At 65.6% G+C, this 26,111-nt stretch carries 27 protein-coding genes (1 of these 27 running past the window's edge); 8 read left to right on the forward strand and 19 right to left on the reverse strand.

Features of this window, described 5'->3' with window-relative positions:
- Positions 1-171 carry the final stretch of a lipopolysaccharide biosynthesis protein gene (locus tag VGN62_RS06030; protein WP_327451824.1) on the forward strand. It extends 1,362 nt beyond the left edge of the window, so 171 of the gene's 1,533 nt are visible here — the last part of the coding sequence; its start codon lies beyond the left edge, outside the window; it ends in the stop codon at positions 169-171.
- On the opposite strand, the gene VGN62_RS06035 is transcribed toward VGN62_RS06030, so the two are convergent.
- Positions 156-581 carry a CBS domain-containing protein gene (locus VGN62_RS06035; protein WP_327451825.1) on the reverse strand — a complete coding sequence of 142 codons (426 nt, stop codon included), beginning with the start codon at positions 579-581 and terminating at the stop codon, positions 156-158. The genes VGN62_RS06030 and VGN62_RS06035 overlap by 16 nt on opposite strands.
- A gap of 125 nt (positions 582-706) precedes the next feature.
- Here VGN62_RS06035 and VGN62_RS06040 point away from each other — a divergent pair, with 125 nt between their 5' ends.
- On the forward strand, positions 707-1,015 hold the full coding sequence (locus VGN62_RS06040) for a hypothetical protein (protein ID WP_327451826.1): 309 nt from the start codon (positions 707-709) through the stop codon (positions 1,013-1,015).
- Positions 1,005-1,394 carry an acyl-CoA thioesterase gene (locus tag VGN62_RS06045; protein ID WP_327451827.1) on the forward strand — a complete coding sequence of 130 codons (390 nt, stop codon included), beginning with the start codon at positions 1,005-1,007 and terminating at the stop codon, positions 1,392-1,394. The genes VGN62_RS06040 and VGN62_RS06045 overlap by 11 nt, the downstream gene beginning before the upstream one ends.
- An 18-nt stretch (positions 1,395-1,412) precedes the next feature.
- On the opposite strand, the gene VGN62_RS06050 is transcribed toward VGN62_RS06045, so the two are convergent.
- The 6 genes from VGN62_RS06050 to hisS all read right to left on the reverse strand — a co-directional run bounded on the left by VGN62_RS06050 (position 1,413) and on the right by hisS (position 8,750).
- Positions 1,413-3,002, reverse strand: coding sequence for a hypothetical protein (locus VGN62_RS06050; RefSeq protein ID WP_327451828.1), 1,590 nt, complete (start codon positions 3,000-3,002; stop codon positions 1,413-1,415).
- Positions 3,003-3,012: 10 nt separating this feature from the next.
- Complete coding sequence (locus VGN62_RS06055; RefSeq protein ID WP_327451829.1) at positions 3,013-4,398, reverse strand: DUF4139 domain-containing protein; 1,386 nt, start codon at positions 4,396-4,398, stop codon at positions 3,013-3,015.
- A 78-nt stretch (positions 4,399-4,476) separates the two neighbouring features.
- Positions 4,477-5,367, reverse strand: coding sequence for a DUF4167 domain-containing protein (locus VGN62_RS06060; RefSeq protein ID WP_414713254.1), 891 nt, complete (start codon positions 5,365-5,367; stop codon positions 4,477-4,479).
- A 251-nt stretch (positions 5,368-5,618) separates the two neighbouring features.
- Complete coding sequence (gene prmC, locus VGN62_RS06065) at positions 5,619-6,443, reverse strand: peptide chain release factor N(5)-glutamine methyltransferase (RefSeq protein ID WP_327451831.1); 825 nt, start codon at positions 6,441-6,443, stop codon at positions 5,619-5,621.
- Positions 6,436-7,503, reverse strand: a complete 1,068-nt coding sequence (prfA, locus tag VGN62_RS06070; RefSeq protein ID WP_327451832.1) for a peptide chain release factor 1 — start codon at positions 7,501-7,503, stop codon at positions 6,436-6,438. Before prfA ends, prmC begins: the two co-directional genes overlap by 8 nt.
- Positions 7,503-8,750 (reverse strand): histidine--tRNA ligase, encoded by a 1,248-nt coding sequence (gene hisS, locus VGN62_RS06075; protein WP_327451833.1) that lies wholly within the window; start codon positions 8,748-8,750, stop codon positions 7,503-7,505. Before hisS ends, prfA begins: the two co-directional genes overlap by 1 nt.
- Before the next feature lie 95 nt (positions 8,751-8,845).
- Here hisS and VGN62_RS06080 point away from each other — a divergent pair, with 95 nt between their 5' ends.
- Both VGN62_RS06080 and ppa read left to right on the forward strand, forming a co-directional pair.
- Positions 8,846-10,780 (forward strand): peptidase M61, encoded by a 1,935-nt coding sequence (locus VGN62_RS06080; protein WP_327451834.1) that lies wholly within the window; start codon positions 8,846-8,848, stop codon positions 10,778-10,780.
- A gap of 109 nt (positions 10,781-10,889) precedes the next feature.
- On the forward strand, positions 10,890-11,426 hold the full coding sequence (gene ppa / locus VGN62_RS06085; RefSeq protein ID WP_327451835.1) for an inorganic diphosphatase: 537 nt from the start codon (positions 10,890-10,892) through the stop codon (positions 11,424-11,426).
- On the opposite strand, the gene VGN62_RS06090 is transcribed toward ppa, so the two are convergent.
- The 4 genes from VGN62_RS06090 to VGN62_RS06105 all read right to left on the reverse strand — a co-directional run bounded on the left by VGN62_RS06090 (position 11,423) and on the right by VGN62_RS06105 (position 15,906).
- On the reverse strand, positions 11,423-12,355 hold the full coding sequence (locus VGN62_RS06090) for a mechanosensitive ion channel family protein (RefSeq protein WP_327451838.1): 933 nt from the start codon (positions 12,353-12,355) through the stop codon (positions 11,423-11,425). The genes ppa and VGN62_RS06090 overlap by 4 nt on opposite strands.
- A gap of 5 nt (positions 12,356-12,360) precedes the next feature.
- Complete coding sequence (metC, locus tag VGN62_RS06095) at positions 12,361-13,629, reverse strand: cystathionine beta-lyase (protein WP_327451840.1); 1,269 nt, start codon at positions 13,627-13,629, stop codon at positions 12,361-12,363.
- Positions 13,584-14,426, reverse strand: coding sequence for a 3-mercaptopyruvate sulfurtransferase (gene sseA / locus VGN62_RS06100; RefSeq protein WP_327451842.1), 843 nt, complete (start codon positions 14,424-14,426; stop codon positions 13,584-13,586). Before sseA ends, metC begins: the two co-directional genes overlap by 46 nt.
- A gap of 187 nt (positions 14,427-14,613) precedes the next feature.
- Positions 14,614-15,906 carry a hypothetical protein gene (locus tag VGN62_RS06105; protein ID WP_327451846.1) on the reverse strand — a complete coding sequence of 431 codons (1,293 nt, stop codon included), beginning with the start codon at positions 15,904-15,906 and terminating at the stop codon, positions 14,614-14,616.
- Positions 15,907-16,026: 120 nt separating this feature from the next.
- Between VGN62_RS06105 and queF the strand changes: the two genes are divergently transcribed.
- Both queF and VGN62_RS06115 read left to right on the forward strand, forming a co-directional pair.
- A complete protein-coding gene (gene queF / locus VGN62_RS06110; protein WP_327451848.1) occupies positions 16,027-16,497 on the forward strand; it encodes a preQ(1) synthase in 471 nt (156 codons plus the stop codon).
- A gap of 150 nt (positions 16,498-16,647) precedes the next feature.
- The gene (locus tag VGN62_RS06115) at positions 16,648-17,058 is read left to right on the forward strand and encodes a thioesterase family protein (protein ID WP_327451850.1); all 411 of its coding nucleotides are present in this window, start codon (positions 16,648-16,650) and stop codon (positions 17,056-17,058) included.
- A gap of 50 nt (positions 17,059-17,108) precedes the next feature.
- Here VGN62_RS06115 and VGN62_RS06120 read toward each other — a convergent pair whose 3' ends face one another.
- The 4 genes from VGN62_RS06120 to VGN62_RS06135 form a co-directional block, all read right to left on the reverse strand.
- On the reverse strand, positions 17,109-17,345 hold the full coding sequence (locus tag VGN62_RS06120; RefSeq protein ID WP_327451852.1) for a hypothetical protein: 237 nt from the start codon (positions 17,343-17,345) through the stop codon (positions 17,109-17,111).
- Positions 17,346-17,443: 98 nt separating this feature from the next.
- Complete coding sequence (locus tag VGN62_RS06125) at positions 17,444-18,730, reverse strand: cytochrome P450 (RefSeq protein ID WP_327451854.1); 1,287 nt, start codon at positions 18,728-18,730, stop codon at positions 17,444-17,446.
- Between the two features lie 53 nt (positions 18,731-18,783).
- Positions 18,784-19,224, reverse strand: a complete 441-nt coding sequence (locus VGN62_RS06130; protein WP_327451856.1) for a hypothetical protein — start codon at positions 19,222-19,224, stop codon at positions 18,784-18,786.
- Entirely contained in the window at positions 19,221-20,816 is a 1,596-nt protein-coding gene (locus VGN62_RS06135; RefSeq protein ID WP_414713250.1) for a helicase HerA-like domain-containing protein, read from the reverse strand. The genes VGN62_RS06130 and VGN62_RS06135 overlap by 4 nt, the downstream gene beginning before the upstream one ends.
- Positions 20,817-20,991: 175 nt before the next feature.
- Between VGN62_RS06135 and VGN62_RS06140 the strand changes: the two genes are divergently transcribed.
- Positions 20,992-21,621, forward strand: coding sequence for a hypothetical protein (locus VGN62_RS06140; RefSeq protein WP_327451858.1), 630 nt, complete (start codon positions 20,992-20,994; stop codon positions 21,619-21,621).
- A gap of 41 nt (positions 21,622-21,662) precedes the next feature.
- Here VGN62_RS06140 and VGN62_RS06145 read toward each other — a convergent pair whose 3' ends face one another.
- The 4 genes from VGN62_RS06145 to VGN62_RS06160 all read right to left on the reverse strand — a co-directional run bounded on the left by VGN62_RS06145 (position 21,663) and on the right by VGN62_RS06160 (position 25,795).
- Positions 21,663-22,031, reverse strand: coding sequence for a VOC family protein (locus VGN62_RS06145; protein WP_327452295.1), 369 nt, complete (start codon positions 22,029-22,031; stop codon positions 21,663-21,665).
- Between the two features lie 121 nt (positions 22,032-22,152).
- Positions 22,153-23,646: a trypsin-like peptidase domain-containing protein gene (locus VGN62_RS06150; RefSeq protein WP_327451860.1), complete on the reverse strand. Its 1,494-nt coding sequence runs from the start codon at positions 23,644-23,646 to the stop codon at positions 22,153-22,155.
- A 137-nt stretch (positions 23,647-23,783) separates the two neighbouring features.
- Positions 23,784-24,632 carry a protease modulator HflC gene (locus VGN62_RS06155; protein ID WP_327451862.1) on the reverse strand — a complete coding sequence of 283 codons (849 nt, stop codon included), beginning with the start codon at positions 24,630-24,632 and terminating at the stop codon, positions 23,784-23,786.
- A complete protein-coding gene (locus VGN62_RS06160; RefSeq protein ID WP_327451864.1) occupies positions 24,632-25,795 on the reverse strand; it encodes a protease modulator HflK in 1,164 nt (387 codons plus the stop codon). The genes VGN62_RS06155 and VGN62_RS06160 overlap by 1 nt, the downstream gene beginning before the upstream one ends.
- Positions 25,796-26,111: the final 316 nt, after the last annotated feature.

Raw genomic sequence — 26,111 nt, forward strand, 5'->3', positions numbered from 1 at the left:
CCGCTCGGGCTTGCGGCGCCGGTGCGACTCGCGGCGCTCGTCGGACTCGGGGTCGCGCTCTATGGCGCATTGCTTTGGATGCTCGAACGCGACGCGCTCGCCGAAGTGATCCGCCTTATATTGCGCCGCCAGCCGCCGGCCGCCGAAGCACCTGTTCAGGACGCGATATAGTCGCGCATCGCCGCGGCTTCGGCCTCGATCTTGTCGATGCGATATTTGACGAGGTCGCCGATCGACACGAATCCGACGAGTCGGCCGCCGTCGACCACCGGCAGGTGGCGAATACGGCGCTGCGTCATCTGCGACAGTGCCGCGATGACCGCGGTTCCCGAATCGCAGGTCACCGGCGTCTTGGTCATCACTTCGTCAAGCTGGCGGTCGAGCGCCTCGGGGCCGTATGAGGACATCAGCCGGACGAGATCGCGTTCGGAGAATATGCCGACGATCGCCTCGCCCTCCATCACCGGGACCGCGCCGATGCGGTGCTGCGCAAGCAGGTCGAGCACCGCTCGAACACTATCTTCCTTGCGCGCCGAAATAATCGCGCCCGTCCGTCCGTGAAGGATCGCTCCGATCGTCATGCCTGCCGCTCCCCATGTCGATTCTGTCGAGGCAAAGCCTATCATGATTCGTGGCAAAGCCGAAACGCCCGGCCGCGTTCCATTCGCGCTTGGCCTTGCCTCCGGGGTGGTCCATGGAGGCGCCCATGGTCAAACGCTCCCCGCTCGACGACGGCGACACGTCGAAAGTCGCCTGGGCACGCTATCGCCGGCTGATGAAGGGCATGGCGCTGGTATCGCTGCTCGCCGTCGTCGGCGCACTCGGCTGGCTTCGCTTCACGATGGGCGAAGCGCTGACCATCCACATGATGATCGCGACTGCCGCCGGGGTGGGCCTGTCGGTCCTGCTCGGCGCCGCGTTGATGGGACTCGTCTTCCTGTCGAGCGGCAGCGGCCATGACGAAGCGATCGAAGACCCGTTCGAAGACGATCCGGATATGAACCATGACCGATAACAAGCCAGACTGCCCGCGCGACCCGATCCTGCGCGTCGTGCCGCGCCCCGCCGACATCAACGCCAACGGCCATATCTTCGGCGGCTGGGTTTTGAGCCAGATGGACATTGCTGGCGGCATCGTCGCTGGGCGCGAGGCGCAGGGCGCGGTCGCGACGGTGGCAATCGAGACGATGGAGTTCATCGCGCCGATCCTGCTGCGCGATATCATCTCGATCTACGCACATATCGAACGGCGCGGCCGCACTTCGCTCGCGATTCGCCTCGAGGTGATCGCTACCCGCGACCGCGGCGAGAATGAAGTGAAGGTGACCGAGGGTGTATTCACCTTCGTCGCGCTCGACGAGAATCACAGGCCGCGGCCGCTACCCGCCATCTGACGCGCACGCCGGGACGAATCAGTCGCCCTTCAGTTTCTGCCGGAAAGTCCGGGCAAAACTGTCGTTCGCAGGGACGCGGACGCGCCAGACCCAGCTCGACCCGCGCCGCTCCCATCCTTCGGGGGTCGGATCGAGCGCGAAGGGAATCAGCATTTCGACCTCGGCATCGAAAGGCCGGGCGTTGGTCAACGTGACCTGCCACTGGCGATAGTCCGGGTTCGGGTCGTTCTGGACCGCGACCTTATACTGGACAGCAGGACTCGAGCCGATGTCGTAATCGACGCGCTCGTCCTTCGCCTTGTCGCCGATCCGCGCCTCGCCGACGAGCAGGCGGCGGCCGCCGATCGTTTCGAATATCGTCGCCATGCCCGCGGGCAGCGCGAGTCCCAGCCCGTCCGCTTCGCGATTCTGCGCGCGGAGCCGCATCGTCAGCGGCTGCGGGCGCCCGTCGCCGAAATTATAGAGCGTCGCCGCATAAAGCTGTTCGACCGCAACCTTGTCCTTCGCAAGCAGCGCGACCTGCTTCTGTCCCTTCGCCGACAAGTCGACGCGGAACGGGACCCGATAGAATTTGAGGTCGCCGAGATCCTCCGCGGGCGGCGGCGGCGGTGCGGGCGGCGGAGGCGGCGGTGGGGGCGGTGGTGCCATCGCCATCGCGCGCCGTTCGAGCCGGCTGCCGGTCACGACGACTTCCTCGGCCATTATGCCGTCGTAATTCTGTTCGATCTCGATGATCGGCGGCAATTCCCACAAGGGATGCGTGCTCGTGATATCCATCGGCCAGCATTTCAGCACCAGCGGCCCCGGCGTACTGCGCGGCAGCGGCGGGCTGTACATCTTGTTGAGCCGCCCCGCGATGACATTGAGCTGCGCGCCCGGAAAGCTCGTCACACCGCCATTGGCGACGGTGATCCACCCCGTCAGCCCCAGCGTCTTTCCGTCGGCGCCGCGGTCGGCAACATAATTGGCGGCCCAGTCGAACCCTTCGGCCAGATAGAGGAGCTGCACCTTCACCGTGCGCGCCGCCTTGCTCTCTACGAGCACCGACAAGGTCGGCTTGGCCGACAAATCCTTGGGCACGCGGGCGTAGAGCATGCGTTCGGGCAGCCCCGAACAAGCGAGCGCCTCGACCCCCGCAGCGGTTTGCAGGATGACGCCGCCGTTCGGCCCCGACTGGATCACCGCTTCCTGTTCGACGACCTTTCCGGTCGCAAGGCTGGTGCGTCGCAGCGTCACGCTGCGCTTGAGATAGGCGTCGACCAGCCCCGCGGGCGACAGCAGCCGTGCGTCGCGATTCTTTTCGACCACGCCGTCGGGCAGGCCGCTGACCACGGCGGTTTCGGGGAGCAATCCTTCGGCCACGCCTTCGAATCGCAGCACCGACGTACCCGCGGGCAAGGTGACGGTGCGCGTTTCGGTTATGAAGGCGAAACCCTGCGGCCAGTTCGGATTGATCGGCCCGCTGCCGCGCGACGGCGCGCGATAGACGGTGACCGCGGCATCGTCGATCTTTGCCGAGACGGTGACCGGGGCCGACGCCTGGGCGTGCACGGGCGCCGGTGCCAGCAGCACCGCGATTCCTGCCAGCGACAGTCGCGCCCGCGTCATGCGGTGCGCCTCAGTACCGCGTATCGAAGGTGGCGGTGACGTCGACCTTGCCATTGGCCGGCACCGGGACCGACCATTCAACGCGATCGGCGGATACCCGCTCGCCCTTCAGGCTTTCGTCGGTAATGCGCACGTCGCCATACAGCCCGTCCTGCGCCAACAGCACCGTCACCTCGCCCGGCCGGGCATTGCTGACGGTATATTTCATCTTGGTCACCCAGCGCGAATCGCCCTTGCGCGTGCGCGAAACGACGGTCGGCTGGACCTTGACGTCGAACGCGTCGCCGGTGCGCAGCGACATCGCCGACCCCATCGGGGTGTGGTCGATGCGATTCTCGCCGATGAATTGCGGGTCGCCGCGTGCATCGCGCATATAGACGCGGATCGTGCCCGCCGGGAGCTGGTCGCCGAGCCCGCCCTGACGCGACGTCGAGAAGCGCAGGACGCTCGCGGTGCTCACAGGCTCGGTGTTGCTGCCGAGCCAGCGATTGACATATTCATAGGTCGAGCGCGCGGGCGCCCCCTTCACGTCGAGGAAGCTCACCTGCTTCTGCTGCGCGTTGGCGATCGTCGTGCGCTGGGCGAGCGGATAGAGATAATAGTCGCCGAGCCGCTCGCGATCGTTCGATTCGGTACCCGCCGAATCCATCGCGCCGGTCATCTGGCGGAAATCGCCGCCCCCTCCCGGATTGCCCGCGACCAGCAAGGTGCGCGCATTGTTGAAGGTCGTGCCGGTGCTGTTGGTGAGCGTCACCCAGCCCTGGATATCCATCGCGCCCTTCGCGGCGTCGAACAATGCGACATAGTCGGCGGTCCAGCCGAGGTTGGGGGTCAGGTAGGACAAGCGCGCCGGGACGGTGCCGGCGTTGGCGGCATCGACGGTGACCGACAGCGTCGGCCGCGCGCGCAGATTGGGGGGCAGCCGGTCGAACACCGCGCGCACCGGCAGGCCGTCGTCGCGAAGCACCTCGATCCGCTCGCCGATCTGGAGCACGATGCCCCCGTTCGCCGCGAGCACCTTTGCACGCTCGCTGCGCTCGGCGCCGGTCGCGGGATTGGTGCGGACGAGAGTGATCGACTGGCCGACCGCCTTGTCCATCAACTTGTCGGGGGTAAGCAGGTCGAAATCGAAATTCTGCTCGACGATCCCGATGCCGGGACCCGAGAGCGTCACCGTTTCGGGGCGGATGCGCGCCGACACGTCGGGGAATTCGATGCGGTTGCGCCCGGCCGCGACGCTGAGCTGGCGATCGTCCTGCACCAGCGACTGGCCATTATTATAGATGGTAACGGCGACATCGCCCTGCGCGTTACGGGCCGCCGCCTCCTGCGCGAAAACCGAAGAAGGCATCCCTGCGACGAGCAACGGCAAAGCGGCCAAGGCCAACACGCGCATAAAAAACCTCCCCGCAGGATATGTCCTGCGGGGAGGCTATGTCATGCGAATCGGAAAAACCAGTGTGAAAACGCTAGCTTATTCGGCCGCCTCGACGTCGGTGTTGCGCGTCGCCAGCGTGCGGCGCGTACGGCGCGGCTTGGCCGCGGGCGCTTCGCCTTCGGCATCGCTTTCCGCGGCGCGTTCGGGGCGACCGATTGCGGGCGGCAGAACGGCGGTGTCGATGCCGGCATCGCCCTTGTCGGCGCTGTCGTCCTGCCGCGGGCGGCGAGCCGGGCGGCGCGCGGGACGCGGAGCGGGTTCCTGCTCGGCGACTTCTTCGCGCACAACGGGTGCTTCGCTGCGATCGTCCCGATCGTCACGGGCCTCGTCCTCGTCGCGATTGCGCGCCGGACGGTTCCGCGATTGCTGGCGGTTGCCGCGATTGTCGTCGTCGCGATTGCCACGCGGTTCGCGGTTGCCACGATTATCGTCATCCCGGTCGCCGCGCGGTTCGCGGTTACCGCGATTGTCGCGCTGGCCGCGATCACTGCGATCGTTCCGCTCATTGCCGCGATCGTCGCCATTGTCGCCGTCGCCCGCGCCGGTGTCGGCTTCGAAATCGCTGTCGGTATCGTCATGGCCGTCGAAATCCTCGACGCCGCGTATCTCGCGGCTACGGTCGTGGCCGCGGTCCTGCCCGTTCTGGGCGTTCTTTTCTTCCTGACGCGCACGAAAATCGCTGACGACGCGGAAATAATGGTCGGCGAACTGCAGATAATATTCGGTCTGGACCCGGTCGCCCGCAAGCTGCGCGTCGCGCGCAAGGTTGCGGTACTTCTCGATCATCTGGGCGCCGTTGCCGCGCGCCCGGCTGTCGATGCGGTTGGCCTGGTCGACCCCGCCGCGACCGCCCGATTGCGACCGATTGTTATTATTGTTGCTGTTGTTGTTGCGGCCACGACGGCGACCGCTTTGCCGGTTGTTCATGTTCAACTGAGACATCCTGTCGAATAAGCTAATAAGCTACGCCAACCCCTTTTGGCCGATCGCGCCATATGCGCGTCGCGCCCGCGCCTCCAAGCGCGGTTCCCTTTACCGCTTGCGCCGGACCCCACGGTCCGCACCAGCATCGTAAGTGGGAAGCAGGCCAGCCGGACCAATCAAGGTACCCGTGCCGTGCCTGTGAGCCGCCCCTACCGCGCTTTGCGGCGGAAACCAAGAAAATTCTTGTGCGGGTGTCAGGCGCGGGTCAGCAAAAGCGCCCTGTCGCGGCCGCCGAGATCCTGTCTGCAGGCGACCGAAAACCCCGCCGCTTCGGCGAGGTCACGAACCAACATATGCTGGCTATGCCCGATTTCAAGGATCGCGGCCCCGCCGGGCGCCAGAAGGCGCGGCAAATCGGGGATAATCCGGCGATAGTCGTCAAGCCCGTCCACCCCTGCGAACAGCGCGCCGGCGGGCTCATGGTCGGCGACATCGGGCATCAGAACTTCGCTGTCTGCGATATAGGGCGGGTTGCACAAGATGAGGTCGAACTGGCCGTCGAGACCGGCCGCCCAATCACCGACCCGAAAACGCGCCCGATCGTTCAGACCAAGGTCGTCGGCGTTCATTTCGGCCCAGTCGGCCGCCTTTTCGGATTCGTCGACACCCAGGCCGTGCGCGTCGGGCCATTCGGCGAGCGCCGCAAGGAGCAATGTTCCGGGACCGCAACCCAGATCGAGCACCCGTTTCGGCTCATTGTCGCCGAAATAGTCCACCGCCGCCTCGATCAGCGTCTCGCTGTCGGGACGCGGGATCAGCATTCCCGGCCCGACCGCCAGCCGGATCGTCCAGAAATCCCGATATCCCACGATATAGGCGACGGGCTCGTGCACCATCCGTCGCTCGACCAGCGACACGAACTCGGCGGGCACCGCATGACGCGAAGGATCGAGCAGCAGCGCCTGCCTCTCGACGCCCAGCGCATGTGCCATCAGCAGTTCGGCGTCGAGCCGCGGCGTGTCCGACACGCCCTCCAGCCGCTGCGCCGCTTCGCGCAGCGCGGCGGCGACGTCAGTCACCCAGCCCCGCCAGCCGCTGCGCCTGATCCTCGGCGATCAGCGCGTCGATCAGCTCGTCCATCTGCCCCTCGATGATTTCGGGCAGGCGGTGAAGCGTCAGGTTGATGCGGTGATCGGTCACGCGCCCCTGCGGGAAATTATAGGTGCGGATACGCTCGGACCGGTCGCCCGACCCGACCATCGACTTGCGCGCCGACGCCTCGGCGCTGTGAATCTTCTCGCGCTCGAGGTCGTAGAGCCGCGCGCGCAGCACCTGCATTGCCTTCGCCCTGTTCTTGTGCTGGCTGCGCTGGTCCTGCTGGATCACGACGAGTCCGCTCGGAATGTGCGTGATGCGGATCGCCGAATCGGTCGTGTTGACGTGCTGCCCGCCCGCCCCCGACGCGCGATAGATGTCGATCTTGAGGTCGCTGTCGTTGATCGCGACGTCGACTTCCTCGGCTTCGGGCAGCACCGCGACGGTCGCCGCGCTGGTGTGGATGCGCCCCTGGCTTTCGGTCGCGGGGACGCGCTGGACGCGGTGCACGCCGCTTTCGAACTTCAATTTGGCGAACACGCCCTGCCCCGTGACCGATGCGACGACTTCCTTGTACCCGCCGACCTCGGTCTCGTTCGCCGAAATGACCTCGACCTTCCAGCCCTGCCCGTCGGCATAGCGGCTGTACATGCGCAAGAGGTCACCCGCGAACAGCGCGGCCTCATCGCCGCCGGTTCCGGCACGGATTTCGAGCATCGCGGCGCGTTCGTCGGCGACATCCTTCGGCAGCAGCTTGATCGCAAGATCATGCTCGGCGGCGGGAAGCGCCTCCTCGACCGCGGCGATCTCCTCGGCCGCCATCGCCTTCATTTCGGGATCGGCGAGCATCTCGTTGAGCGAAACGAGCTCGGCGCGCAGCCGCGTCACTTCGGCCGCCGCTTTCGCAACAGGTTCGAGTTCGGCGAACTCCTTCGACGCCGCGACGAAATCGGCGGGCGCCATATCGCCCGTCGCCATGCGCGCCTGCAGCGCGGCGTGGCGCTCGATGATGGCTTCGATCTGCTTGGAAGAAACCTGGGCCATCAGAGCGCGCGGACGACCGCCTCGGCCTGCTTCGCCCGGTCGCTATCGCCGCGGACATTGATATGCGTCGCGCCGTCGCGCGTGCCGACCGATACCAGCGCGTGCGCCGGAATCTTCGCCGCCTTGTCGAACCGCTTGCGCGGCGAACCACTCGCCACGATTTCGGCCGAGAAGCCTCCGTTGCGGAGTGCCGCCAAGGCCTTCATCGCAAGCGCGAGCTGACTATCGTCTTCGACCGCGACCACCGCGTCGAGCCGGTTGTCGATGATGTCATCGGCCAGCAACATCGCCAACCGCTCGATCCCCGCTGCCCAGCCGACCGCCGGGGTCGTGGGACCGCCGAGATTCTCGATCAGCCCGTCGTAGCGCCCGCCGCCGAGCACCGTGCCCTGCGCGCCCAGCCGATCGGTGACGAACTCGAACGCGGTGTGACGATAATAGTCGAGCCCGCGCACGAGCCGCGCGTTGCGTTCCCAGGCGACGCCCGCGGCGTCGAGGCCCGCGGTGACGGCGCCGAAGAAATCCTGCGCCTCGCCGGTGAGGAACGCGTCGATATCGGGCGCGCTGTCGGCGATCGGGCGGTCCTTCGGATCCTTGCTGTCGAGGATGCGCAGCGGATTCTTGTCGAGCCGTGCGAGGCTGTCCTCCGACAGCTCACCGCGATGCGCTTCGAAATGCTCGACGAGCGCGGCGCGCCAAGCGTCGCGGCTTTCCGCATCGCCGAGCGTATTGAGCGTCAAGGTCACACCCTCGGCGACGCCCAGCTCTTTCAGAAGCTGGTCGGCGAAGACGAGCAGTTCGGCGTCGGCGAGCGGGCTGTCGCTCCCCAGAACCTCGGCGTCGAGCTGGTGGAACTGGCGATAGCGCCCCTTCTGCGGGCGTTCGTAGCGGAACAAGGGCCCGTGCGTCGCAACCTTCAGCGGCGCGAACTGCTGCCAGCCGTTCGTGACATAGGCGCGTGCGATCCCTGCGGTGAATTCGGGACGCAGCGTGATCGATTCGCCGCCGCGGTCCTCGAACGAATACATTTCCTTCGACACGACGTCGGTGGTTTCGCCAAGGCTGCGCGCGAACACCGCGGTCGGCTCGATTACCGGCACCTCGATCCGCTTGAAGCCATAGAGGCGGCGCACGCGCTCGAACGTGTCGACGACATAAGCGAAACGGTCGGCGAAATCGCCGAGCATGTCCTGGGTACCGCGCACGGGCTGCGGCGTCGGGATCTTCGCGGATTTGTCCTTGCTCATGCGCCGCGCGTCTAATGGTTTTTCGTCGAAAGGCAAAGCGCGCTTGCAGAGGCGTCGCTGGACCTTCGCAGCATTTGGCGGCAGAGGTATTGCCCATGAAAAAAGCACTGTTCGTCGCAGCGGCCGTGATCGTCGCCCCCATCGCCATTTCCCCCGCCATCGCCCAGGACGGCAACAGCCGCCCGCAGCCGGTCGTCCAGCCGCTCACCATCCCGCTGCCGTCGGACAAGCCCTATTCGGGCACGATGATCTTGAAGGTCGACGCGACCGACTTTGCGCGCGGCATCTTTCACGTCCGCCAGACGATCCCCGTCGCGCGGTCGGGCAAGCTCACCCTGCTCTATCCCGAATGGCTGCCCGGCAAGCATGCGCCGCGCGGCGCGATCGCCGAAATGGCGGGGTTCCGGCCGAGCGCGGGCGGCAAGCCGCTCACCTGGACGCGCCAGCCGACCGACGTCTACGCCTTTGACATCGACGTGCCCGCGGGCACGAAAAGCATCGACGTCGCCTTCGACTTCCTCTCGCCCACACGAACAAGCGAGGGCCGCGTCGTCGTCACGCCGTCGATGATGAACCTGCAGTGGGAACAGGTCAGCCTCTACCCCGCCGGCTATTTCACGCGCAATATTCCGGTGCAGCTCGACGTGACGCTGCCCGACGGCTGGACCGGCGCAACGGCGCTCGACGGGCTCAAGGTTTCGGGCAACCGCTACAGCTTCGCGCCGACCAATTACGAGGTGCTCGTCGACAGCCCGATGTTCGCCGGCAAATATTTCCGTAAATGGGACCTCGGCAACAAGGTGACGCTCAACGTCGTCGCCGACGAACCAAAATATCTCGAGGCGAGCCCCGACCATATCGCGCGCCACGCCGCGCTCGTCTCCGAAGCGGTGGCCCTGTTCGGGGTGCGCCATTTCGACCGCTATGAATTCCTGCTCGCGCTGACCGACGAACTCGGCGGCATCGGACTCGAACATCATCGCAGCAGCGAAAACAGCCGCAATCCCGACTATTTCACCAAATGGAACGACAATGACAGCGAGCGCGGGCTGCTCCCGCACGAGCTGACGCATAGCTGGAACGGCAAATATCGCCGTCCCGACAAGATGTGGACGCCCGATTTCCGTACCCCGATGCAGGACAATCTGCTGTGGGTTTACGAAGGCCAGACGAGTTTCTGGGACCTCGTCCTCGCCGGCCGGTCGGGGATGCAGTCGAAGGAGATGATCCTCGCCGAATGGGCGACCAACGCCGGCAACTACAGCGTCCAGCCGGGGCGGCTGTGGCGGTCGGTCGAGGACACGACGCTCGACCCGATCATCGCGGCGCGCAAGCCCAAGCCCTTCGCAAGCTGGTCGCGGAGCGAGGATTATTACAACGAAGGGTCGCTTGTCTGGCTGGAGGCCGACATGCTGATTCGCCAGGCGACGAACAATGCGCGGAGCCTCGACGATTTCGCGCGCGCCTTTTTCGGCGGGCGCGAGGGCGACTGGGGGCAGGACACCTATGATTTCGACGATGTCGTCGCGGCGCTGAACGCCGTCCATCCCTATGACTGGGCGAGTTTCCTTCGCGAGCGATTGCAGGCGTCGGGGCGGCCCGCGCCGGTCGGCGGGATCGAGCGCGCGGGGTACCGCCTCGTCTGGCGCGACGCGCCCAACGCCTATGACCGCGACCGCATGGCGCAGGCGAAAAACGCCGACCTGACCCATTCGCTGGGAATGACGATCGACAAGGATGGCGTCGCCACCGGCATCCTGTGGGACGGTCCGGCGTTCAAGGCCGATATCATCAACGGCACCAAGATCGTGGCGGTCGAGGGGCTGAGCTACAGCCGCGAGCGGATCGAAAGCGCGATTCGCGCCGCGACCGACGGCAAGACACCGGTGCGCCTGCTCGTCGAACGCGGCGGCCGCTATCGCAATATCGAGATCGACTATCGCGGCGGGCTGCGCTGGCCGCACCTCGAAAAAACGGCGAGCGGCCCCGACTGGTTCGACCGGTTGCTCACGCCGCGCCGCGCACTCTAGGCCCGGCTTCCGCAAGCGCGAGGCGGCACAACCTCGACCGACGCCCTCGACTTTTGGCTCTTTGGGGCGCTAAAGGCGCGCGCGATTCAAAAACACACAAGGATCTCCCATGCGTATCGACCTGATTCCCGCCGGCGACAGCCCACCCGACAGCCTGAATGTCCTGATCGAAGTGCCGATCGGCGGCGAACCGGTGAAATATGAATTCGACAAGGCATCGGGCGCGCTGTTCGTCGACCGCTTCCTGCACACGCCGATGCGCTATCCCGCCAATTATGGCTTCGTGCCCCACACGCTGGGCGAAGACGGCGATCCGCTCGACGCGCTCGTCGTGGCGCGCTCCCCGATCGTCGCGGGCGCGGTGGTGAAGTGCCGCCCGATCGGCGTGCTGATGATGGAAGACGATGCCGGCGGCGACGAAAAGCTGCTGTGCGTCCCCGTCAACAAGACCTTCCCCTATTATGACAAGGTCGCGAGCTACAAGGACATGCCCGAAATCGTGCTCCAGCAGATCGAGCATTTCTTCACCCACTACAAGGATCTCGAACCCGGCAAATGGGCGAAGCTCAACGGCTGGGGCGATGTCGACGACGCGAAGCGCATCATCGTCGAATGCATCGAGCGCGCGAAGAAGGTCGGCTTCTAATTTGCGTCGGCGGGCGCCGGGCCTTCGTCCGGCGCCCCGACGATCCGCACGTCGGTTCGCGGATAGGGGATGCGAATCCCCGCTTCCTTGAAACGATCCCATATCCCCAGAAACACTTCGCCCTGGATATTGCCGAGTCCCGCCTCGGGGTCCGAAATCCAGTATCGCAGCTCATGCTCGACCGCGCGCTCGCCGAACGCGGTGATCCATACGGCCGGCTCGGGTTCGTTGAGGATTCGGGGATTTTCCTTCGCGGTCTCGGCGATCAGCCGCTGCGCGAGGCGGAGGTCGCAGTCATATCCGACCGGAATACGCATCCGCACGCGCACCTCGGGGCTTGCATAGCTCCAATTCTCGACCGGCTGCGTCATCAGCAATTCGTTCGGGATCAGATGCTTCTTGCCGTCGCGCGTGATGACGTTGACCGCGCGCACCCCGATCTTGGCCACGCGCCCGACATTGGGCACCCCGCCGGGGAGCGCCGACCCACCCATCGAACTGCCATCGCCGACGACGATGATGTCCCCCGGCTTGATCGACCTGTCCATCAGCAGGATGATCCCGGCGATCAGGTTGCCGACGGTTTTCTGGAGGCCGAAACCGATGGCGAGGCCCGCGGCGCCCGAAAAGACCGCGAGCGCGGTGAGGTCGATACCGAGGAGGTCGATGCCGAACAGCAGTGCAAAGACGAACAGCGCGATCGCGATCAGCTTTTCGGCGAGCAGCCGCTGCGTCGCGTCGATCTGGGTGTTGCGGCGAAGCAGCCATTTGATCGACCGCAGGATGACGCGCACCGAAAGGTACAGCAGCACCGCGACGACAATCGTCGAGAACAGCCCGTAAAGCGACAGGCGGTACGAACCCACATCGATCCCGATCGCCTTCAGCACCTCGATCGTGCGGAGGACGCCGTCGGGCAGCCCGTCCATGCGGCTCATCCCGCCATTGCGGCAAGGCCGCGTTCGAGATCGGCGATCAGGTCGGCGGCATCCTCAAGCCCGATCGACAGGCGGACGAGCGGGTCGGCCTCGGTCCACGCGGCCGCGGTGCGAATCGACGCGGGATCGCTCGGCACGACCAGGCTTTCATATCCGCCCCAGCTGAAGCCGATGCCGAAATGCGTCAGCGAATCGATAAAGCGCGTCCGCGCCGCCTCGTCGGCGCCCTTCAGCGTGAAGCCGAACAGCCCGCTGGTGCCGGAAAAATCGCGCGACCAGATCGCATGGCCCCGGTCCCCAGGCAGCGCGGGGTGGAGCACGCGGCCGATCTCCGGACGCGCTGCCAGCCAATTCGCGACCGCGAGGCCGCTCTCGCCATGCCGCTGCATCCGCACGCCGAGCGTGCGCAGCCCGCGCAGCATCAGTGCGCAATCGTCGGGCGAAACCGCCTGCCCGAGCTGATAGGCCGCGCTCCGGAGCTTGGGCCACACCGCCCTCGTCGCGGTCAGCGAGCCCATCATCGCGTCGCTGTGCCCGCCGACATATTTGGTGAGACTCATCATTGTCACGTCGACGCCGTGCGCCAGCGCAGGAAACAGCAACGGCGTCGCCCAGGTATTGTCGAGCATCGTCAGCACGCCGCGCGCGCGCGCGATTGCCGTGATCGCGGGAATATCCTGCACCTCGAACGTCAGGCTTCCAGGCGATTCGAGAAAGATCAGCTTCGTTTCGGGCCGGATCAGGTCGCCGATGGCGCTGCCGACGAGCGGATCATAATAGGTCGTGTCGACGCCCATCCGCGCGAGCATTCCGTTGCAGAAGGCGCGCGTAGGTTCATAGGCGCTGTCGACCATCAACAGATGGTCGCCCGGCGACAGCAGCGCGAGCAGACCCGCCGAATTGGCGGCGACCCCCGACGGATAGAGCAAGGTGCCTTCGGCCCCCGGCTCCATCCCCGTCAATGCGTCGGCGAGCGCCCAGACGGTCGGGGTGCCGCGGCGGCCATAATAGAGTTTGTCGTGCGTCGCGTGGCCGCGCGCCTTCAGGTCGGCGATATTGTCGTAAAGGATCGTCGAGGCGCGCCACACCGGCGGATTGACGACCCCGCCGCCAAGGCGCGGGTCGCCCGTCCACTCGGGCCGCCGTCCGCCCTGCACGAGTTTCGTTGCAGGGCGAAGGCTGTCGCTGTCCTTGTCGCTCGAACCGGCCACTGCGCGGATCAGGCCGCGCCGGTGGCCTTGGGCGTCGCCGGATCGGCGCCCCATTCGATCCAGCTGCCGTCGTAGACCGCGACATCGTCCTTGCCGAGCAGGTGCGCGCCAAAAGCGACGACGGTCGCGGTCATGCCGCTGCCGCAGGTCGTGACGAGCGGCTTGTCGAGGTCGACCCCGGCGGCGTCGAAGACGGCCTTGAGTTCGTCACCCTGTTTCCAGGTGCCGTCGGCGTTGAACAGCTGGCTGTGCGGCAGGCTGCGCGAGGCCGGGATATGGCCGGGCGCCAGACCCGGGCGCGGATCGCGTTCCTCGCCGGTAAAGCGCGCGGCGGGACGGGCATCGACGACCTGTTCGGCGCCGCTGTCGACGTTCGCGAGCATCTGGTCCTTCGTGCGCACCGCCTTGGCGTCGCGCCACACGGTGAAGTGGCGGTGGCGCAGCGTCTGCTTGCCCATTTCGAGCGCGCGGCCTTCGGCCTTCCACTTGGCAAGGCCGCCGTCGAGCAGCGCGACGTCGTGCGCACCGAACAGCTTGAGCAGCCACCATGCCCGCGCCGCGCTTTTCAGCGGGCTGTCGTCGTAAAGCACGATACGGCTGCCGTCGCCGAGGCCGAGCGACTGCATGCGGCTGGCGAATTTTTCGGCGGGCGGCGCCATATTGTCGACGGCGTTCGACGCGTCGGTCAGTTCGGCCAGGTCCATGAAGACCGCGCCGGGGATATGCCCCGCCTCATATTCGGCGCGCGCATCGCGGCCTGCGTCGGCAAGGAATTTCGTCGCATCGACGACCCGCAGGTCCGATGCCCCCAGTTCGCGTTCCAGCCAGTCGGTTGAGACCAAGGCGTCCATGTCATGCTCCTGTTGCGGTCGGTCGGGAACATGTTTGCCTGTCCCTCGCCCGGCCATCCTGCTGTGGCTTCTTGTCTTTCCGGGGAATAGTCAGCCTATGCCCCCACCTGTGCTTTTTCAAGCATGGTCAGTCCTGCCCCAGAGGATGCTGCACCGCAACAAAAAACCAGTGCCCTTTTGGGCCTGGTTACAGGCTGCGCTTGATCGCCGTCGCGCGCGCGCCGGGGCGATCGACAGCATAAGCGGCGCGGTCGAGCGGCAGCGGCGCCAGCTTTTCGCTGCCACTCGCCCCCTGTTCGCGGCCGAGCACGAAGCTGCCGGCATTCTGGCCGAACGCTTCGCCTTCGCCGTCCCAATGATAGGTGACATCGAACGCGATCACGGGGACGAGCATCGGCTTGCCGCCGATCATCAGCGGCTCGATCGCGGCGCGCGGCAGCATGACTTCGGTCGACAATTCCTCACCGGCGCCCGGCGCGAGCATGATGTCATCGCGCAGGACGCTGCCGCCCGCACCATCGAAGAAACGGCCGAGCACCGGTTCGGGCATTGCCGACCCCTGGTTCAGCGCGATGCGGACCATCAGCCCGGTGGCGGCGACCGTCCCCTGATTGAGGAGGTTGAGCGCAAAACCCACCGCGACATGATCGGCGGCGAAGCGGATGCTGCGAATGTCGAGCGCCATGCCGACGACCGCGCGCTTGTCCCCCGCCGGACGCGTGACGAGCGGCGTGGCGGGCGCGGGCTGCGGCGGCGCCGGGCACGCCGGTGCGGCCGGCTTCGGCGCGGCGGCGCGCGTTGCGGGCGCCGGGGCGGCGGTGCGCGGTGCTTCGTCCGCTTCGTCAATCGACGGACCGGCCAAGGCCGAACGGCGGCGCCAGTACCAGTAACCCGCGCCGAGCGCAGCCAGCGCGGCGAGCGCCCAGGCCCAGAGCGGCGTGCCCGACGGCGCGCTCGCAGGTGCGGCAATGGCCGACGAGTCGTCGGAAGCCGTCACCGGCGGCGCTTCGGTCGCGGCGGGTGCAGCCGGGACCACCGTATCCGGCGGCGGCAGCTCGAGGTTCTCGTTCGCGGCGGGCGGTGCCGATGCCGCGGCGTCGGACTCCGCGGGGCGCGGCGCTGCCGGCGTATCGCGCCGCGCAGGAGTCGGCGCGGGCGTCGTCGCCGTAGCCGGTTGCGTCGGGGTCACGCGCGGCGGAGTCGCGGGCTGGACGGGTGCGGGCGCCGGGGTGGGGGTCAGGGTCGGCTGGCCGCGGCGTTCGCCGGGCGCGACCGGCGGCAGACCATTGTCCGACGGCCCCTGCACGCCGGGCGCGCGGTTGTCATCGGTGGGGGGCGGCAGGCGGAAGTCGAGCGGGCGTGACGAAGAGGGCGCGGGCGCATCCTGCGCGAACGCGGGCGCCGCCCCCGCCAGCAACAGCGCGAGTGCCATCAGCGGCGACGCCGCCTTGCCTGCCTGCCCCATCTTCCTCTTGATCATTCTGTTTCCGCGATCTCGAACCATGAATCCTGGTCCGGCGCCGCTGAATTGGCGCTGAACCCGGCCGCGCCGCCCAACGAGGTCGGTGACATCGGCTGCGCTGCGCACTAGAGGCTTTCCATGACCGATTCCAGCCCCACACCGCTCGCGCCGAAACATCTCGGCCAATCGAGCGAACTTCCTGCCGCGCCCGAAGCCGCGGTGCTCGACTATGTCCCCAATCCGCGCGCCGGCGATCTCTATCTCGTTCGCTTCGCCGCGCCCGAATTCACCTCGCTCTGTCCGGTGACCGGCCAGCCCGATTTCGCGCACCTTGTGATCGACTATGCCCCCGGCGAAACGATCGTCGAATCGAAGAGCTTGAAGCTGTTCCTCGGGTCTTTCCGCAACCATGCGGGTTTTCACGAGGACTGCACCGTCGGCATCGGCCGCCGGCTGTTCGACGAGATGCAGCCTCGCTGGCTGCGTATCGGCGGTTACTGGTATCCGCGCGGCGGCATCCCGATCGACGTATTCTGGCAGTCGGGCGCGCCCCCTGAGGGATTGTGGCTGCCCGATCAGGGCGTCGCGCCCTATCGCGGGCGCGGCTAGTTTGAAACGGCACCGGCCCGCTCCCCCACCCGGCCTCCCATAGGCTACTATCGTTGGGGAGGCCGGGTGGGGGAGCGGGCCGGTGCCGTTTCTGTTCAATGATGATAATTCATCTTTCCGTCACAAAATATTGACATTAGTGTCAGCGATATGACCGCAGCCTCGCTTCCGCACGACCACGACATCAAAGTCGGCGCCGACCAGATCGATTTCATGGGGCACGTCAACAACGCCCATTATCTGAGCTGGGTGCAGGAAGCGGTGCTCGCGCACTGGCGCCATATCGCGCCGCCCGACGCGGTTGCGGCGCATCTGTGGGTCGCGCTGAAGCACGAGATCACCTATCGCCGCCCGGCGTTCCTCGACGATCAGGTGATCGCGACGGTGATCCTCGAAAAGGTGCAGGGCGCGCGCGCCTTTTACGAGACGATCATCAAGCGCGGCGAGGAGGTCCTCGCCGAAGTGAAGTCGAGCTGGTGCTGTATCGATGCCGAAACGATGCGGCCCGCCCGGCTGGCGAGCGACGTGATCGCGCGCTTTTTCCCGGGCGAGAAGGCCTAGGCTTCGGGAACTAAAGGCCCTTCCTTGCGGGGAGAGGGCCTTTCCGCAATTTACGGGCTGACCGGGTCGTCGTCGCCGTCGTCATCGACCAGCAGCCAGATGCCGCCACCGATGATCGCAAGGCCGAGCACGATTGCGATCCAGCTTGCGCCTTCGAGTTCATTCTGGCCTTCGGTGATCGAAACGGCGCCAGCACCATCCATGGTCGGCGCCGCCAAGGCAGCCACCGGCGAGAGGGTCATAGAGGTCGCGGCGATTGAAATCGCGGCCTTTTTCCAAAGATTCATGACGAAGTCCTTTCAGCAAGCCGCCGGGAAACGCGGCGGACGCGGACTTTGTTCCATTTTTGCCAGCGGTACGCCGCATGGGACGACCGGCGTATCGCCTACGCCGCCTCGAACCGGATCGGCAAGCGCTTCAGCCCGCCGACGAACACCGATTCGACACGCGCCGGCGCGCCGTCCAGCTCCAGGGTCTTCAGCCGCGGCAGCAGCTCTTCCATCAATATGCGCATCTCCATCCGCGCGAGATGCTGACCGAGGCAGACATGCGCGCCGAAACCGAACGCGATCTGCTGGTTCTTTTCACGATCGGGATCGAAGGCGAAGGGATCGCCGAACACCGCCTCGTCGCGGTTGCCCGACACATAGTTGAGCATCAGCCAGTCGCCTTCGCGGATCGTCTGTCCGCCGATTTCGACATCTTGCCTGGCGCTGCGCATGAAATGCTGGACCGGGGTGGTCCAGCGAATCGCTTCCTCGATCAACCCAGTCTTGTCGCTTGTCGCGCTGCGAAAGCGTTCGAACAGCGCCGGATTCTTCGCAAGTTCCATGATCGCGCCCGCGGTCGAGGCACTCGTCGTATCGTGCCCCGCAGTCGCGATGATCATATAATAGCCGGCGAGTTCGCGGTCGGGGATCTGTTCGCCGCCAACCATGGCGTTCGCAATGACCGTCGCGATGTCCTCGCGCGGGTTGGCGCGCCGATCGGCGGTGAGCGTACCGAAATAATTTTCGAAATCGGCGATGACATAGTTGAGCATCGCGATCGCCTGCTCGGCGCTGGTGATCGCCTCGCGGCTGCGGTTCAGTTCGGGATCGGTGGGCCCGAACAATTGCTGCGTCAGCATCAGCATCCGCGGCTCGTCCTCGGGCGGAACGCCCAATATGTCCATGATGACGCGCAGCGGATAATGCGCCGCGACATCGCGCGCGAAATCGCACGCCCCGCCCGCCTCGAGCATATGATCGACCGTCTCGCGCGCGATCTGGCGGATGCGCTCTTCGACGATCTTCAGATTCTTGGGCATGAACCAGCTCTGCGTCAGCAGCCGGTATTTCATATGATCGGGCGCATCCATCTGCACCAGCGAGCGGATCAGATGCCCGTCATTGTTCGGCGTCGCCGCGCGCGCCAGCGCCTCGCCGTCGCGATTGGTCAGCACCGTCGGCCGGATACCATTCGCAAAGCGCTGCGGATCGCGGCTGATCGCCATGATGTCGGCGTGCCGCGTGACGAGCCAGAAAGGGTCGTGATCGTGATTCTCGGCGACGCCGAGCGGCACGTTGGCGCGCGCCCAGGCAAGCCGTTCGTGCAGCGGATCCCACGCCCCATAGGCGGCGGGATTGACGACAGCGGCGGCGACCTCTCCGGGCAATATAGGTTTTGTCATGAAACGAAGCTGCCGCAATTCGGCGTGCGAGTCGAGCCGTCAGAAACGGCAGTTCAGATGGCCGTGGCGGGATCGGGCAGCGCCGCCTGCCATTCGGCCCGCGCGCTGCGAATCATCGCCTTCAGCGCCTCGGCCTGTTCGGCCCAGCTTTCGGCACATTCGGTTGTCCACGCCGCGCCCGCCGCCGCGCCCAGTTCGGCGACCGTCATGTCGATGAAGGCGTCATATTCGGCAATCGGCAGCGGGCCATAGGCACGGTGCGTATGCACCAGCTCGGTGACCAGCGGCCACACCCAGCTTTCGCCCTTTGCCAGCCCGAACATCATCTGCAACGTCTCGTCGGTCATCCGCCGCGACGAGGCGTCGACGACCATGAAGCTGGCGCGCCGTCCGGGATAGGCGGCGAAGAAGCGGTCGAACAGCGCGTGGCGGATATCGATGCCCGCGTCGGCGACGGCGGCAAGGCTCGCCTCCATCGCGGGCACGCCGGTCATTTGAACAGGCTGCCCAGGATACCGCGCATCAGCTGGCCACCGAATTTGCCCGCGACCTGCCGGCCGAGGCTCGTCGCCGCCGAGCGCGCCGCCGATTGCACCATCTTGTCGGTGAAGCTCGGCTTTGCGGCCTCGCGCGCGGCGGCCTTTTCGAGCCGCAACCGTTCGCGTTCTTCGGCGGCCTTGCGCTTCGCCTCTTCCTTCGCGGCGATCGCCGCCTGCTTGTCGGCCTCGACCTGCGCCTTGGCCTCGACCGCCGCCGCCTGTGCTTGCTCAGCTTTCGCGGCGAGCAGTTCCTCGGCGCTTTCGCGGTTGACCGGCGTGTCATATTTATCGGCGACGGGCGAGATCGACTTGATAATCGCGCGCTCCTTTGCGTCGAGCGGGCCGGCGCGCGAGCAGGGCGGCTTGATCAACGTGCGCTCGACGGGCGACGGCGCGCCATCGGCCATCAGCAAAGACACCAGCGCCTCGCCGACCTTGAGTTCGGTAATCTCGCGCGCGACATCGACCTTGGGGTTCGGACGGAAGGTTTCGGCAGCAGCCTTCACCGCTTTCTGGTCGCGCGGGGTGAAGGCGCGCAGCGCGTGCTGGACGCGGTTGCCGAGCTGGCCCGCAACATCCTCGGGAATGTCGATCGGGTTTTGCGTGACGAAATAGACGCCGACGCCCTTCGAACGGATCAGGCGCACGACCTGTTCGATCTTGTCGGTCAGCGCCGGCGGCGCATCGTCGAACAGCAGGTGCGCCTCGTCGAAGAAGAAGACGAGCTTCGGCTTGTCGGGGTCTCCGACCTCGGGAAGCGTCTCGAACATCTCCGACAGCAGCCAGAGCAGGAAGGTCGCATAAAGCTTCGGGCTCGCCATCAGCTTGTCGGCGGCAAGGATGTTCACATATCCGCGGCCATTCTCATCGGTGCGGATCATGTCCTGGATGTCGAGCGCGGGTTCGCCGAAGAAATGATCGCCGCCCTGGCTTTCGAGCGTCAGCAATTGCCGCTGGATCGTACCGACGGTCGCCTTGGACACATTGCCATATTTCGTCGTGAGCTCGTCGGCGTTTTCGGCGCACCAGGCGAGCATCGCCTGCAAATCGCCAAGGTCGAGCAGCAGCAGATTCTGTTCGTCGGCGACGCGGAAGGCGATCGCGAGCACGCCTTCCTGCACTTCGTTGAGCCCCATCAGCCGCGCGAGGAGCAACGGTCCCATCTCCGAAATCGTCGTGCGAATGGGATGCCCCTGTTCGCCGAACAAATCCCAGAAGATGACCGGATTGTCGCGATACGCCCAGTCGCTGTCACCGATCTCGGCGGCGCGCGCGGCGAAAATCTCGTGCGTCTTTGCGGTCGGGCTGCCCGCCATCGCCATACCGGCGAGGTCGCCCTTCACGTCTGCGACGAAGACCGGGACGCCGACGGCCGAAAAACCCTCGGCAAGTCCCTGCAAGGTCACGGTCTTGCCGGTGCCGGTCGCGCCCGCGATCAGTCCGTGGCGGTTCGCACGCTTCAGCACGAGCGACTGGCGCGGTCCGTCGGCTGCGCCGCCCCCGCCAAGGCCGATATAGATTTCGCTCGCCGTGCTGCCGTCGCTCACCCGCTGTCCTCCACTAGGTCATTGAACGGCAAGGTTAGAGCGGCGGCGCGGGTCAGGCAATCGGCAAACGGGCCGGCAAACGGTGCGAGCCCAACGGCAGATTTCGACCGATTGCGGACATCTTCTCGACTTTTGCCCGAGCATCATGGAGAGGAACGTCAGGGAAGGATTCCATATGGTTCGATGGCTCATCACGCTGGCGCTAGTGGCACAGGTTGCACCGGCCCTCGCGCAAGAAAAATGTGGAATCAGTCGCCTGACACGCGGTCATCTGAGCGTCTCCGTGTTCATGAAGCAACATGGCGACGAAACGCCATTTGCGGATCATGTTAGCTATACATCGCGCAGCAGCGACGGAGCGCTGGAGCTTCGCGCGCCCTACACAATGGACCAGAGCGGCTTGCTGATCCCGTATATGCTCTTCATCCAAACCCTCCCGAATCTGCCGCCCGAACAAAAATCGCCCGAGAGGATCAAATGGCGCTTCAACGCAGAGGATTGGGCTACGTTTCCGTATCGCTATACCTACCCCGATCAGCGTGGCAATTTTAGCTACAAGATCGCCCAATTGGGATCAGGCGCACTATCTTTCCAGACCGAATGGCTGGACAGGTTACGGCAAGGTGGGCGTTTCACGGTCATGAGACTGCTCGAAGACGGGCAGGAAGTCGCAATGGGCTCGGTCGATTACCCTACCAATGAGATAATTGCCGACGTCTTTGATGAAGCCCGAAATCAGGCTCTGGCAAGGTTGGCACCATGTGGGCCGCCGGCTGCATCCGTCCCGGCTGCTCCTCGGAACTAAACGTCCGCTTCCTACCCCAAAGCCGACAGGCCTCAGCCGGTTCACCCCATGATGAAGGCGTTGAGCTTGTTGCCGTCGGGATCGCGGAAATAGCCGGCGTAAAATCCCTCGCCGCGCGGTCCCGGAGGGCCTTCGCACGTCCCGCCATTGGCGAGCGCGATGTCGTAAAGGCGGTGGACCTGATCCTTGTCCTTTGCCTGCAGCGCAACCATCACGCCGTTGCCGACGGTCGCCTCGTTGCCGTCGAACGGCTTGGTCAGGCCGATTCCCGCGCCGCCATCGGGCTTGCCCCACGCGATGAAGGCCTCATACTCCATCATCCGCGGCGTTTCGAGTTCGGCGGCGATCGCGTCATAGAAGGCGGCCGCCTTCGCCAGATCCTTCGTCCCAAGCGTCACATAGCCAATCATCATCATTCTCCCGACTCGATGTTATGGGAACATAATATGAACATTGGCGAAGGCGCGCAAATGAAAAGGGCGCCGGACCCGAAGGTCGCGGCGCCCCTGTCCCGGCCGGAAAGGCCGGAGCTTATTTCACGCGGATCGCGATAAAGGCCGACGGGCCGCCGCGACGCAGGATTTCGAGCAGGACCGCGTCGCGGCCCGCCTTCTTCGCGTCGGCAACCGCCTTGGCGAGCGCCTCCGCCGTCGTCACCGGCGTCCGGTTCGCGCTGAGGATCACGTCGCCGCGGCGCAGGCCCTTCCGGCCCGCGTCGCTGTTCGCCGACGCCGCGCCGATCACGAGGCCCTTCGTCCCGGCATCGACCCCCACCGCGCGCGCGATATCGGGGGTCACCACCTGCACCGACAGGCCGAGTTCGTTCTGGATCGCCTTGTCGGCGGCCCCGGTCGCATCCTCGGGCTCGGCCTGTTCGGCCTCGGGATCGAAGTTGCTGCCCGCCAGCTCTTCCTCGGGCGGGCGCGTGCCGACCAGCGTCTGGATCGTCATCGCCTTGCCGTCGCGGATGATTTCGAGCGGGATGCGCGTGCCCGGCTTGGTGTTCGACACGATGTACGACAAAGTCTGCTGCGGCGTTACTTCCTTGCCGTTGACCTTGGTCACGACGTCGCCGCGCTTCAGCCCGGCCTTTTCGCCAGCCTGTCCGGGTTCGACGCGCTGGATGAACTCGCCGCGGTCCTTGGGCAGGCCGAGTGCCGCCGCGAGATCCTCGTCGACCGGCGCGATGCCGATGCCGAGATAGCCGCGCTGGACCTTTTCGCCGGCGCGCAGTGCGTTGATCACCGGGATCGCCGCGTCGGCGGGGATGGCGAAATTGACGCCAATGTTCGCGCCGACAGGCGAGATCAGCATGTTGTTGATGCCGACGACATTGCCCTGCAGGTCAAACAGCGGACCGCCCGAATTGCCGCGGTTGATCGCGGTATCGGTCTGGATATAGCGGTCATAGGCGCCGCCCTGACCGATGTTGCGCTGCACCGCCGAGATGATGCCCGCGGTCACGGTCGAGCCGAGGCCGAGCGGGTTGCCGATCGCAACGACCCAGTCGCCGACACGCGCCGTGCTGCTGTCGGCGAACTTCACGAACGGCAGGCCGCTCGCGTCGATCTTGAGCAGTGCAAGGTCGGACGCGACGTCGCGGCCGACGATCGTCGCCTTATATTCCTTCTGGTTGGTCAGCGTCACCGTGACCTGGTTGACCGCCTCGCCGCGCGGGCCGCCCGAGATGACGTGATTGTTCGTGACGATATAGCCGTCGGCGGAGATCAGGAAGCCCGAGCCGCCGCCCTGCTGTTCCTGCGTGATCGGTTCGCGCGTCCCGGCGAAGGGATTCAGTCGAACGCCGAGCGTGACTTCCTGCTTGGTCGAGATGTTGACCACCGCGGGCTGGAGCTGTTCGACGAGGTCGGCGAAGCTTTCGGGCGCGCCCGAACGCGGGACCGCCTTGGCGATTTCGCTCTTTTCATTCTGCGCGACCTGCGCGCCCACGGGAGACTGGGTGACCAGCGCCAGCGCGGTGCCACCCGCCAGCAAGGCCGAAGTGATGCCATAAACATAACGCACGATCGGAAATCCTCTTCGTTCTCGAAAACTCAACAGCCCCGGCTGCGGCGGTCTGCGGCGGACTGGCTGAACGGTATTTGAACATGAACGGCGCTTGCATATCCCGTTCATCGGACCGTCCGCCCGCCGCGACCTCCTCAATTGCCGCGGAAACGCTTCAGATATTCATTGTCCGCCGACATGATGATCGACGTCCCACCCTGGTTGTTTTCCCCCAGGAAGGTCTGCCGATAGCTCTGCATCGCACGGTAGAAGTCATAGAATTCGGGGTCCTTGCCAAAGCTCGCCGCATAGATGCGCGCCGCTTCGCCGTCGGCGCCGCCGCGGATGATCTGCGCTTCCTTCTGCCCTTCGGCACGGATCGAGATCGCCTCCTGCTGCCGCGCGGTGCGCATGCGGTTATACGCCGCCTCTAGCGTCGCGCCTTCGGGAAGGTCGGCGCGCTTGATCCTGACGTCGATGATCTCGGCGCCATATTTGTTCGCCTCGCGGTTCAGCGCGATCTGGATATTGTCCATCACCGCGCCGCGTTCGGGCGACAGCAGGGTCGCAAAGGTGCGCTTGCCGAGCTCGTTGCGCAGCGACGAACCGAGGATCGTCGCAAGCTGCGCCTGCAATTTATCCTCGGTGCGGATCGCGGTGTACATGCGCACCGGGTTGGTGATGCGGAAGCGCGCAAAGGCGTCGACCTGCAAGCGCTGCTGGTCGGTCGAGAGCACCTGCTGGCGCTCCATGTTCACGCCGAGGATGCGCTTGTCGATATACTGGATGCCGTCGGTGAACGGCACGCGCAGCACGAGGCCGGCGCCCGAGCGCCCGAAATCCTCGTTCGGCTTGTAACGGTTCACCGTCCGCTCGATCTCGCCGAAGCGCAGGATCAGCGCCTGCTTGTCCTCGGGCACGATCGCGAGCGATTGCGACAGGATGACGAGCAGGACGACGACACCGAAGAGCAGCCGCATCGGGTTCTGGAACAGCGAATTCATCATTCGCCTCCCTTCGCGCTCGCGGTGGCTTCGGGCGCCTTGATCCGCTTCTGCACTTCGTTCAGCGGCAGATAGGGGGTTACCCCGCGTGCCTCGACAATCGTCTTGTCGACGTTCGACAACACCGTCTCCATCGTTTCATAATAGAGGCGCTGGCGGGTCACGCCGGGCGCCAGCTTATACTGTTCGTAAATCTTGTCGAACGCCGCGGTGTCACCGCGGGCGCGTTCGAGCACCTGCTGCTGATAGGCGCGCGCGAGGTTGATCGCCGATTCGCGTTCCTGCCGCGCCGCGGTAACTTCCTTGAACGCCTCGTCGACCTGGCTCGGCGGATCGACCTGGCGGATCGCGATGCCCTGGATCATCACGCCGGCGCGATACTGGTTGAGCAGTTCCTGCATGCGCTGCTGGACCTGCGCCTCGATCTCGACGCGGCCGGGGCCGATCGCCTGGACGAGGTCGAAGTTCGCGACCGTCGCGCGCATCGCGCTTTCGGCGACTTCGCGGATCGTGCCTTCGGGATCGGCGAGCTGGAAGAAGAAGAGTTCGGGATCGCGCACCGACCAGCGGACCTCATAGGCAAGGTCGACGATGCTCTGGTCGCGCGTCAGCACGAAATTCTCGTCGGTCGCGTTCGGCGAACCGACCGCCATCGTGCGGATTGCGCGGACGTCCTCGAGCCGGATGCGCTCGACCGGCGCCGGCCAGGTCAGCTTCACGCCGGGACCGACGGTGCGCGAATAGCTGCCGAGACGCGTGACCACGCCTTCCTTTTCGGGCGGCACGATGTGGAAGGAGGAAAAGAGCACCCACGCGACGGCCACGCCGACCACGCCCCATTTCCAGAACTTGGCCGAATCGCCGAAATTGAACTGGCCGCTGCCGCCCGAACCGCCGCCGCCGAACCCACCGCGCCCCTTGCGCAGCAGTTCGTCGAGCGCCGACGGGCCGCGCGGTTTTGGTCCGCGGCGCTGGTCGGCGGGATCGGGGGTCACCCACGGGTTGCGCGGGCCGGGCTTCTTGCCGTCGCCCTTTCCGTCGTCATCCCCCTTGCCCGGGCCGCTGCCCCATGGGCTGTTGGCCATCTGGCTGATCTGATGGAAAAATTGCCGCAATCCTCTCGGGCTGCGGCGTCCCATGCTGCCGTCAATCTTGTCGTTCATAAGGCTTTTATAGGGTCGGCGGGCGCGATTAACAGGGGGTGCGCGCGAAAATGGTGAGGGTCAGGGTCCACCCTTCACACGTTCGAGGCGCCGAAATGGCGAAGATATCGCCTTCGCGCGGCCGTCGCGGCTAGTGGTTCTAGCGGCAAGCCGCGCGAAGGCGAGATCGAAGCCATTTCGGCGTCCCTTCGGGATTTGACCGATTTTGCCCATGGCTGCGTCGGCAAGCCTTGAAATATCGACATATTCCTTCGCCTTGCTTCCTTGCCCTGAACAAAATCGCTTCAAACCTCGAACGTGCGAAGGGCCGACCCTG

The organism is Sphingopyxis sp. (genome assembly GCF_035998905.1).
Lineage (GTDB): Bacteria > Pseudomonadota > Alphaproteobacteria > Sphingomonadales > Sphingomonadaceae > Sphingopyxis.